At 33.2% G+C, this 241-nt stretch carries 1 pseudogene; it reads left to right on the top strand.

Annotation, left to right across the window (positions count from 1 at the left end):
* Nucleotides 1-241, top strand: a pseudogene (locus tag RYX56_RS24895) (response regulator transcription factor); the annotation flags it as partial.

The following is a 241-nucleotide window of genomic DNA, read 5'->3' as shown; positions in this document are numbered from 1 at the left end:
TATGAATATAAAGCATTCTTTGGCAACATTATTTTCAATATTACGATTTTGCTAAGTAATATGGACTACGACGTTAAGGAATTAGAGGATTCAAAGTATTCCTATTTTAAAGCAATAGACGTGGCAAATTCTGCACAAGAGTTAATGGCCATTCTAGAGCAATATATTAATGAAGTGAGCCTGGCGATATTCTCTGTTAAAAACCAGCCCGATAATCTCAATATGAAAAGGATGATGGAAT

It is taken from the genome of Alkalihalophilus lindianensis (genome assembly GCF_032843265.1).
Lineage (GTDB): Bacteria > Bacillota > Bacilli > Bacillales > Bacillaceae_D > Alkalihalophilus > Alkalihalophilus lindianensis.
This window is presented reverse-complemented; position numbering and strand designations above follow the sequence as displayed.